Here is an 8862-nt window from a genome sequence, read left to right as displayed (position 1 = left end):
GGAAGAAGGAAGAGGGAAGAAGGAAGAGGGAAGAAGGAAGAGGGAAGAAGGAAGAGGGAAGAAGGAAGAGGGAAGAAAATTTAGAAAATTTATCATCAGAAATTCATTTGTTTCACAGCGGTGCTGAATTAATGCCTGCACATAACCATCGAGTGCGCCGCCGCATTCAAAAAATTCTCATCAGTCGCGGCATTCAATTGCATTTAAAGGAAAAAGTCTGTGCTGTAGAAAAAATTGACAGGGAAACCAATTTCAAAATCCCAATGACCGATTACCAAATTTTCTGTAAATCAGGTTTAGAATTAGAGTGCGATCGCATTTTTTGGGTGACACAAGCATCCGCCGCTAATTGGCTCAGAAAATCCGGTTTAGCCACAGACTCAAACGGATTTATACAAGTCAACGATTGCCTGCAATCGGTCTCTCACCCCAACGTATTTGCGGCTGGCGATATCACTGCGATGGTTAATTATCCCCGTCCCAAAGCAGGCGTGTTTGCCGTGCGTCAGGGCAAACCGCTGTTTGAAAATTTGCAGCAGTTTTTATTGGAAAAACCGCTGAAACCCTTTGCACCGCAGGAACAATACTTAGGGTTAATTGGTACGGGGAATAAAAGGGCGATCGCATCTCGCGGATCTTTCATGTGGGAATCGGCGCTGCTGTGGTATTGGAAAGATTGGATCGATCGCCAATTTATGCAAAAATTTAGCAATCTGCCCAAAACCCGCAATACCCAATAGCAATACATTCAGATATTCTCCTCTCTTCCTCTGCGTCAATAGCGTCCTCTGCGGTAAATAAAAAAGTCTTATTGAAAAACCCTTTAAGATTGTTATAGTAATATCAGAAGTCAGAAAAACTAACTATGTTCAGAAAAATTGGATTTGGGCTGCTGTGGATTGCATTTATCACCTACGCCTTTGTATTTGCACCACCCGACAGCCCAGAAAAAACCATCACACTAATTACCAATCTTTCCACAGGCAAAATAGCAGGTATCAACCCTTTAATTGTAGCGTTGTTCTACATCATGGGAGTCTGGCCGCTCATCTACAGTTGCGTCTTATTTGCTGACGGCAGGGGGCAGAAAATACCTGCATGGTTATTTGCCACTTTATCCTTTGGCGTCGGGGCCTTTGCCTTGCTGCCTTATTTAGCCCTGCGGGAACCGAATCCAGAATTTTCCGGTCAAAAAAATATCTTTTTAAAGATATTAGACTCCCGTTTGACTGGGATTTTCTTAACATTAGCTGCTGTTGGTTTAGTTGCCTTTGGCTTGACAAAAGGCGATTGGTCTGATTTTATTGAACAGTGGCAAACCAGCCGTTTTATCCACGTAATGAGTTTAGATTTTTGTATGCTTTGCCTGCTATTTCCTGCCTTGTTAGGAGACGATATGGCGCGCCGAGGAATGCAGAACTCTACAGCATTTTGGGCAGTAACATTAGTACCGCTGTTCGGGCCATTGGCTTATCTGTGTACGCGCAAACCGCTGCCAGAAACTAATACTAAAACTGTTACAAATTAGACAGCAGTGCAGGGAATTTTCAGTTTAATCTAGGAATCTATCACAAGTAATCAGACAAGAAACAGGCAAGATGCCTGTTTCACAATAAGTAAGTTTTATTGTGGGTGGGCTTCGAGTCCGCGATAAAAAAATGATTACAAATAGTGCAAAATCTGAGTATTAATCTAAATAATTATCTCCCAGTCTCTAGCAAATGAAAAAATTTCCTATCGTTGGCATCACAACACATAACCGCTGTTCAGCAGGCGCATATCGCTTAAATGGAACTTATATTGATGCTGTTCAGGCGGCTGGTGGCATTCCGATTTTATTGCCGCCCAATCAATTAGATCCGGGTAGTATTTTGGATGCAGTAGACGGTTTAATTTTTTCCGGGGGCGGAGATATCAACCCAGAACTTTATGGCGGTTATGTCGATCGCACAGTTTACTCGGTTAATGCAGAACGCGACAATTTTGAATTAAACTTAGCAAAGCTAGCTTTGAAGGCTGACATACCTGTGTTGGGAATTTGCCGGGGAATGCAAATGCTGAACGTAGCCAGCGGTGGCAGTTTGGTGATTCACGTACCGGATGCTTACGGAGACGAGGTTAATCACGGATCGGGAATTCCCCCACGTGCGATCGAGCATACCATTGAAATTGAGCCAAACAGTCGGCTAGCAAAAATTATGGGAAAAACTTCAACAACAGTTGTTTCCTGGCATCATCAAGCAGTGCGGAAAGTAACATCCGATTGGCGAATTGTAGCCGATGCACCTGACACTTTGGTAGAAGCAATGGAACACTGCTATCACCCTTGGATGATAGCAATTCAATGGCATCCGGAAATGTCGCCAAACTGTTCGGTAAACTCTCGAATTTTTCGGGCGTTCGTGGAAGCAGCAGCTTCAAAATTCATGAATTCTACCAAGTCAGCATCAAATACAATTCATACATTTTTATAGTCACTTATTCTTGATAGTCAGTGTCTATCTCAATATCGAGAGTATCTTCATCTATTCTGACATACAGAACATTCGGGCGACAGCAAACTTGGCAATCTTCAATATAAGATTGTTCCATACCAGCGCTGATATCAACAAAAGTTGTACTCGGTTCGCCACAAAAAGCACAGTAATATTCAGCCGTTGTTTGCATCTTTTTCACACTCTCTTTTGGTGACTTCGTGGCGGTAGCGAAACATATCTGTTAACCGCATTTCCACCCACCAACCTAACAACAAATCTACAATCGGGCCGCCCGGTATCGAAAATGCGATCGCGTCTGTCAATCTAGTCTTGCCATTTTCTGAGGTAAACTCGTGTCGGTGAGTCCAACTTGCCATCGGCCCTTCAGTTTGTTCATCAACAAACAAGCGATATTGTTCGCACTCAGTGTGAGTCGCCACCCATTTTACAGGAATCGGCCCCAATAACAGGCGAAATTCTGATACAGCACCCACATCGAGTCCCCCTTCGCGGCGAATGATTTTCACCGGTTGCCAAGGCGGAGTCAAAAGTTGCAGAATGTCCGGCCTTTCGTGAAAGTTCCAGACTGCTTCAACAGTGGCATTAATCAGCGACGAATATTTAAAATTGGGCATTGTATCGTTGGGCTAGACAGTTAAGTGCGATCGCATTTCAGCATTTGCAGTATTATCCTCTGTATCAGTACAAACAGCAACAGTTAGTTTTAATCCCAAAGCATTCAGCCAAGTTCCCAGATTATAAATCGCATCACTTCCTTGCTGCGACAGCAATTGATCCAGTTTTTTTAAGTGCAATTCATATTCTTCTGGAGTCATTTTTGGTTGACCTAGAGCTTCAGCTACATCGCTCAGAGATCGTTTCAGCAATGCTTCGTCAGGTTCTTCGCCTTCATCTAATTCAAAATGAGTTTCGAGATAGACTGCCGCATAACTGGGGTTTTTTAGCCGTGCCATCAAAAAGTCATGATACGGTAAACTTTTAGGCATTTTTTTAACTCCTATAATCTGTCCAGTATTCTATTGCTTGGCGAATGTCTCGGTCTTGAGTGCTTTTATCTCCTCCGCACAGAAGAAGTATAATTGTTGTGCCTACTTGCCCAAAATAGATTCGGAAACCAGGGCCATAGTCTATCCTTAATTCAAAGACTCCATTTCCAACTGATTGAAAATCTCCCAAATTCCCCAAAATAACTCGGTTAAGTCTTTTATTGATAATTGTTGAAATTTTGCTATCTCGGAGCGAATCATACCAGTTATCAAACGGCACTTGACCGTCTGAGGCAACATAACGCTGAATTTCCCTGGGTTGGACTTCTGCCATAATTGTATTATAGTATGTCGCTCCTCATCTTATCTTGAACCGGTTGCCAAGGCGGAGTCAAAAGTTGCAGAATGTCCTGCCTTTGGTGAAAGTTCCAGACTGCTTCAACAGTGGCATTAATCAGCGACGAATATTTAAAATTGGGCATTGTATCGTTGGGCTAGACAGTTAAGTGCGATCGCGTTTCAGCATTTGCAGTATTATCCTCTGTATCAGTACAAACAGCAACAGTTAGTTTCAATCCCAAAGCATTCAGCCAAGTTCCCAGATTATAAATCGCATCACTTCCTTGCTGCGACAGAAATTGCTCCAGTTTTTTTAATTGTACTTCATATTGTTCTGGAGACATCTGCTGTTTGCCAAGAGCTTCTGCTACATTGCTAAGTACCATTTTTAGCAGTTCTGCCTCGGGGTTTTCTTCTTCAAAAAAAGCCTCTAGATACATAGCAGAATCTATTGGCTTTTTGAGAGATTCAATCAAAAATGGATGATAAGGTAGGCTTTTAGGCATTGTCTTAACTCCTATAATCTGTCCAGTATTCTTTAGCTTGGCGGATATCTCTGTCTTGAGTGCTTTTATCGCCTCCGCAGATGAGAATCACAATTGTCATTCCTATTTGCCCAAAATAAATCTGGAAACCAGAGCCATAGTTTATCCTTAATTCAAAGACTCCATTTCCAACTGATTGACAATTTCCCAAATTCCCCAAAATAATTTCGAGTTTGCCAAAGGTGAACTTAGGATGGGTCAGTAGGACAGTTACTAGCTACTTTGGATTTTGTGGGGATGAGTTGAGGCAATTTAGTAAGAATACGTTCTATTTTTTGTTTTGGATTTTCTTCAAAAGATGTTAAGCGAACTTTGAAAAACCGCCCTTGAAGTACAGTCAAGATAATTACAGATTCTGCCTGTCTTCCAGAACGTAAAATTTTTATGGGTACAAATAAAAACTTGAATTCACCGAATTGCCGAGTGGAAGTGACTCCAATATCTGCTTTTTGGTATATTCCGTTTTGAAGAGCGTATCTAACTCCTTCTATAGCTGAATTAAGTGCTTCTTCTACAAAAGGAGAATCCAAAGAATTTCCAATATTTTGATAATTAAGCTCGTACAGATATAAATCGAGAGTATTGTCTTTATTTTTCCATTTTGCTCCGTAGCCCTGTCCTTCATCTCTACTGAGAGCCTTATAGTCAATTATAGTAACAAATTCTAAGTCCTCGATTTTCCTAAACGATTGGGCAATATAGCAAAGTTCCAACTTATCTTGTTCTCTATTCTCTTGGGCGATGAATATTGTGTTTCCATAGGAAGCAGATATCTTATGAAAAGTACCTGAAACTGGTAAAATAACTAGGAGTGTAAGGAGCAATTTTTTCCATTTCATAATAGTAAACCCTCACAATTTTTTATATCCAATGAATTTGATCTGTGAAATATAGAACCCATTTGAGATCTATTCCTGTTACCGTGAGCCTTATGCCAGATGGATTTCTGCTCTTTGGCAATAACACGCATGAGGCTATTATAATCTAATTTACTAAACGCGACTTAGTGAATTCTCACATTCTTGATTTGGCTGTCGTGTTGTATGACTCATCGCCTCAGCCAAATGCTTTTTCAAAGTCGCCTCCGGTAGCGGCCCTTTTAAATGACTCCAAGGCAAAACCCGATCCAATTCCCACTCTTGAAAAACATAAAAATCCATCTCCGGCAACTGTCCCCGCAACTCCTTAAACGCCCGCCGATAACTGCCCAAAGTATCGCCGTAATGCCGCACTAATTCCAACAGCCGAGACAACCGCCGATCGCCCCTAGAGAGCAAACCCTGAATCACCGACCAATTATAGCTTTCAGGTCTAAATTCTAAACCCAGCTTACGCAATTCTTTATCTAAAAACTTCAGCCTCTTCTCCGCATCTTTATTCACTCCAAACCACTGAAAAGGAGTGTGTGATTTCGGGACAAAAGTGCTGCATCCCAGAGTCAACCGCAAACCGGGAGCGGCTTTTCTAATCGCCCGCATCATCGCCACCGTCTCCTCTAAATCCTCCATTTCTTCGCCGGGAATTCCCGCCATCCCGTAAAGTTTAATTCCCTTTAAGCCGCCAGCCTTAGCATTGATAGCAGCTTGAATAATTTCGTCATTTGTGAGTTTTTTGTTAACGATTTGGCGGAGGCGATCGCTCCCGCTTTCCACCGCAATTGTCACAGATTTGCTGTCTCTGTTTGTCAAGATTTCTGCCAATTTAACTGTCACCGTATTCGTCCTTACCGAAGAAAGACTCAACCGCACGCCGTCGTATTTCGGATGATTCAAATGATCCAGCAACGCTTCAAATTCCGGGTGCTGAGTGACCGAAGCACCCAACAAACCCAAACGATTAGTCACAGCTAAACCGCGATCGATCGCCGGAATTAGCGAACCCTCCAAACTCGCAGTTCTAAACGGCAATGTCAGATAACTTGCCAAACAAAAACGGCACATTTCTGGACAACTCCGAACTACTTCCACCATGTAAATATTTTCCCAAGCGGCTTTTTCTGTCACCACAGTGGAAGCAGATAAAGTATTGCCGCGATAAGTCTGTTTTTCAACCATACTGGGAATTCCCGAATCGACAGGCTGAATCGATTTAATACCCTCAGCCGCATCCAGATAAGTTACTTCGTACAAACTGGGGACGTAAACTCCCGGAACTTGGGCTAAATGCCGCAATTTAGTTTGTCTGTCGGCGGTACGGACTTCTTTACAAGCATCAATAAAATTGTCTATGAGATGTTCGCCATCTCCGAGCAAAATCACATCAAAAAAATCGGCAAAAGGTTCTGGATTAGCAGTAAAAACCGGGCCGCCGCCGAAGACGATCGGATGATTATCAGTTCGTTTTGACGCCCAAATCGGAATTTCTAAAGATTCCAATAAATTTAGAATATTTACATAGTCTAGTTCCCAAGAAAGCGAAAATCCCAGTAATTCTGGATGTCGGGGAAGTTGTTCGCGGATATCAGTAAATAAACGGCTGACTTCAATATCCGATCGCACAGCCAAAGTTGCCCACACTATCTGATAGCCGAGACTGGTAATACCCACAGTGTACTCGTTGGGAAAAGCAAAAATAGTCGGGATAGCATCAGCATCGGGGGTGGCTGGGGCAAATAGTAAGCGTTCTTGAGCAAATGGATTAGGAGTCATCCGATTTTAGATTTTAGATTTTAGATTATGGAATTTCTCCCACGGATAAATCCGGGGGTTTGTGACCCAATTGCTTTGGATCGCGGGCAAGTTTAGCCTTAGCAATAAAAAATATAATTATAGCTCATAAATGACTCTAACCTTAAGTTGACACCTATACCTTCTGGTAACAGACAACTGACAAATGACCGAAAGCAATTGGTTGCGAGGCCGCCGGATTCATCAGTGGATAAGCACAAAAGTTCGGCATCCGATAAACCTGAGAACGGTACAACCCGTGGGTGGTTAATCGAAAATCGAAAATCGAAAATCGATTGACTTGTTAAAAGTTACTCTGAAATAGAATTGCGATCGTCCTGAGTTCTCGGAGTCGGCGGTGCACTGTGAAAAGTTGCAATCAGCAAACAGACAATCCCAGCATTAATAAACACATCTGCCAGATTAAACACCGGAAACCGAATCAGCCGAAAATCGATAAAATCTACAACATGGCCAGAAACAAATCGATCGATCCCGTTCCCCAGTGCTCCCCCCAAAATCAAACCGTAGCCAGCTTGTTCCCAGCGGTTAATTCGCGGTCCGAACCAAGCCAGCACAATCAATCCGACACTAACGGCCAAAGACAGCCAGCGCAACCAAATCGCCCCGCCATTGCTGAACAGACTAAAAGCGGCACCGGTATTAACAACATAAGTGAAGTGAAACACCCCGGGTAACAGTGGCTGCGTCTGCGGAGGAAGTGTCAAGTCAAAATTTTGTACCACCCAAAACTTAGTCAGGTGGTCTAAAACTAAACTGATAACAGCAGCAACCCAGAACAAGGGATTTCTTTTAAAACGCATGGATTGGGGAATAGAAAATGGGGCATCGGGCATGGGATAATTTACTCAAATTTCGCTAGTTATTGCCAGCAGAATTCAGTGCAGCAAAGAAATCCCAGCCGCAGCGAGAAGACTCTCCCGTTGCGCAATGACAGTATAACCTTATTTGACACAACTACCAATCCCCTATCAATCGCCGATTAGCAATTCTCGATTAAGTAAGTAAAGGCAAAAAAACATAGTATCTTGTAAGGGTGGGTTTAGCTAACAATCTATGAAACAAGCGATTTTATGACTGCTCTCACCCGCCTTCCCCATCTAATATTTATTTGTAACTACCTTACCGATTACCAATTACCCAATTAATAAAACATCAAGCGGCGCAAAGTAAATGACAGCACTGCGATCGCACAAACTACCGCCAATTGTCCCGGCAGAGGATAAATCGAATATTTAAGAATCTCATCGAATAAAGGTGTTTTTTTTGCCGGAGGCAGCCAGTAAGTAAAAACTAGATAAATTAAGCCGATCGCGTGAACAGTGAACAAACCGCACAAACAGCTAAAAGCCATAGATTCCAGCCGCGAAGCCACCTTAAAAGCTACCCAGCCGCACACCCAAGCACCAGGCACAAAACCCAGCAAATACCCAAAACTCGCTTCTTTGAGATAGCCGATGCCACCGCCTTGAGAAAAAACTGGCCACAAAGTTAATCCTAATGCCAAATAAGCAATTTGCGAGAGAGCCGCAGCATTTTTCCCCCCCATGCAGCCTACTAGCAAAACGGCTCCTATTTGATAGGTAACACCTAAAGAGTACGCCTGAAATCCTCGATCGTCCCAAAACCCAATCGGAATTGTGACAGATGCAGGCAAAAAAGTGCCTCCTATCGTCAGGAGCAAACCAATAACAGCCCAGATTAATTCAATAGGAGCAGGCATTATCATCAAACGGCATTCGTCAGAAGGTATAAGGCAGAAGGCATTTGTCCGAGGCAAGCTTCAATGCCCACAGCTTTTAAATTC

At 42.8% G+C, this 8862-nt stretch carries 13 protein-coding genes and 1 pseudogene; 3 read left to right on the top strand and 11 right to left on the bottom strand.

Features of this window, described 5'->3' with window-relative positions; translation table 11 throughout:
* The 3 genes from QUA20_RS00895 to QUA20_RS00885 form a co-directional block, all read left to right on the top strand.
* The coding region (locus tag QUA20_RS00895; protein ID WP_333184438.1) for an FAD-dependent oxidoreductase at positions 1–740 on the top strand (740 nt) is incomplete at its 5' end.
* A 125-nt stretch (positions 741–865) separates the two neighbouring features.
* A complete protein-coding gene (locus QUA20_RS00890) occupies positions 866–1528 on the top strand; it encodes a DUF2834 domain-containing protein (RefSeq protein WP_333184436.1) in 663 nt (220 codons plus the stop codon).
* A gap of 193 nt (positions 1529–1721) precedes the next feature.
* The gene (locus QUA20_RS00885) at positions 1722–2474 is read left to right on the top strand and encodes a gamma-glutamyl-gamma-aminobutyrate hydrolase family protein (protein WP_172189567.1); all 753 of its coding nucleotides are present in this window, start codon (positions 1722–1724) and stop codon (positions 2472–2474) included.
* 4 nt (positions 2475–2478) lie between these two features.
* Here the strand turns inward: QUA20_RS00885 and QUA20_RS00880 are convergent, their stop codons facing one another.
* The 11 genes and pseudogenes from QUA20_RS00880 to QUA20_RS00830 form a co-directional block, all read right to left on the bottom strand.
* Positions 2479–2667 (bottom strand): CPXCG motif-containing cysteine-rich protein, encoded by a 189-nt coding sequence (locus tag QUA20_RS00880; RefSeq protein ID WP_015176827.1) that lies wholly within the window; start codon positions 2665–2667, stop codon positions 2479–2481.
* Positions 2651–3112 (bottom strand): SRPBCC family protein, encoded by a 462-nt coding sequence (locus QUA20_RS00875; protein ID WP_333060397.1) that lies wholly within the window; start codon positions 3110–3112, stop codon positions 2651–2653. Before QUA20_RS00875 ends, QUA20_RS00880 begins: the two co-directional genes overlap by 17 nt.
* 12 nt (positions 3113–3124) lie before the next feature.
* Entirely contained in the window at positions 3125–3484 is a 360-nt protein-coding gene (locus tag QUA20_RS00870; RefSeq protein WP_333184434.1) for a transcriptional regulator, read from the bottom strand.
* 4 nt (positions 3485–3488) lie between these two features.
* Positions 3489–3818, bottom strand: a complete 330-nt coding sequence (locus QUA20_RS00865; protein WP_333184432.1) for a type II toxin-antitoxin system RelE/ParE family toxin — start codon at positions 3816–3818, stop codon at positions 3489–3491.
* A 34-nt stretch (positions 3819–3852) separates the two neighbouring features.
* Positions 3853–3966 (bottom strand): annotated as a pseudogene (locus QUA20_RS00860) (SRPBCC family protein); the annotation flags it as partial.
* Between the two features lie 12 nt (positions 3967–3978).
* The gene (locus QUA20_RS00855) at positions 3979–4329 is read right to left on the bottom strand and encodes a transcriptional regulator (protein ID WP_333184430.1); all 351 of its coding nucleotides are present in this window, start codon (positions 4327–4329) and stop codon (positions 3979–3981) included.
* 4 nt (positions 4330–4333) lie between these two features.
* Positions 4334–4528, bottom strand: a complete 195-nt coding sequence (locus QUA20_RS00850; RefSeq protein WP_445304630.1) for a type II toxin-antitoxin system RelE/ParE family toxin — start codon at positions 4526–4528, stop codon at positions 4334–4336.
* A 28-nt stretch (positions 4529–4556) separates the two neighbouring features.
* Positions 4557–5207: a hypothetical protein gene (locus QUA20_RS00845; RefSeq protein ID WP_333184428.1), complete on the bottom strand. Its 651-nt coding sequence runs from the start codon at positions 5205–5207 to the stop codon at positions 4557–4559.
* Positions 5208–5360: 153 nt separating this feature from the next.
* Complete coding sequence (locus QUA20_RS00840) at positions 5361–7016, bottom strand: radical SAM protein (protein ID WP_333184426.1); 1656 nt, start codon at positions 7014–7016, stop codon at positions 5361–5363.
* Positions 7017–7345: 329 nt separating this feature from the next.
* Positions 7346–7858, bottom strand: coding sequence for a signal peptidase II (lspA, locus tag QUA20_RS00835; RefSeq protein WP_333184684.1), 513 nt, complete (start codon positions 7856–7858; stop codon positions 7346–7348).
* A gap of 341 nt (positions 7859–8199) precedes the next feature.
* On the bottom strand, positions 8200–8778 hold the full coding sequence (locus tag QUA20_RS00830; protein ID WP_172189575.1) for a biotin transporter BioY: 579 nt from the start codon (positions 8776–8778) through the stop codon (positions 8200–8202).
* Positions 8779–8862 lie beyond the last annotated feature (84 nt).

This window comes from Microcoleus sp. Pol7_A1 (assembly GCF_036701085.1).
Classification (GTDB): domain Bacteria; phylum Cyanobacteriota; class Cyanobacteriia; order Cyanobacteriales; family Microcoleaceae; genus Microcoleus; species Microcoleus asticus.
The sequence above is the reverse complement of the archived record's forward strand: the minus strand, read 5'-3'. Positions and strand labels throughout refer to the sequence as shown.

Bases quoted from the DNA above. Each gene is read 5' to 3' on its own strand.
- QUA20_RS00890 (WP_333184436.1), top strand. From the start codon at position 866: ATGTTCAGAAAAATTGGATTTGGGCTGCTGTGGATTGCATTTATCACC.
- QUA20_RS00885 (WP_172189567.1), top strand. From the start codon at position 1,722: ATGAAAAAATTTCCTATCGTTGGCATCACAACACATAACCGCTGTTCA.
- QUA20_RS00880 (WP_015176827.1), bottom strand. From the start codon at position 2,667: ATGCAAACAACGGCTGAATATTACTGTGCTTTTTGTGGCGAACCGAGT.
- QUA20_RS00875 (WP_333060397.1), bottom strand. From the start codon at position 3,112: ATGCCCAATTTTAAATATTCGTCGCTGATTAATGCCACTGTTGAAGCA.
- QUA20_RS00870 (WP_333184434.1), bottom strand. From the start codon at position 3,484: ATGCCTAAAAGTTTACCGTATCATGACTTTTTGATGGCACGGCTAAAA.
- QUA20_RS00865 (WP_333184432.1), bottom strand. From the start codon at position 3,818: ATGGCAGAAGTCCAACCCAGGGAAATTCAGCGTTATGTTGCCTCAGAC.
- QUA20_RS00855 (WP_333184430.1), bottom strand. From the start codon at position 4,329: ATGCCTAAAAGCCTACCTTATCATCCATTTTTGATTGAATCTCTCAAA.
- QUA20_RS00845 (WP_333184428.1), bottom strand. From the start codon at position 5,207: ATGAAATGGAAAAAATTGCTCCTTACACTCCTAGTTATTTTACCAGTT.
- QUA20_RS00840 (WP_333184426.1), bottom strand. From the start codon at position 7,016: ATGACTCCTAATCCATTTGCTCAAGAACGCTTACTATTTGCCCCAGCC.
- lspA (WP_333184684.1), bottom strand. From the start codon at position 7,858: ATGCGTTTTAAAAGAAATCCCTTGTTCTGGGTTGCTGCTGTTATCAGT.
- QUA20_RS00830 (WP_172189575.1), bottom strand. From the start codon at position 8,778: ATGCCTGCTCCTATTGAATTAATCTGGGCTGTTATTGGTTTGCTCCTG.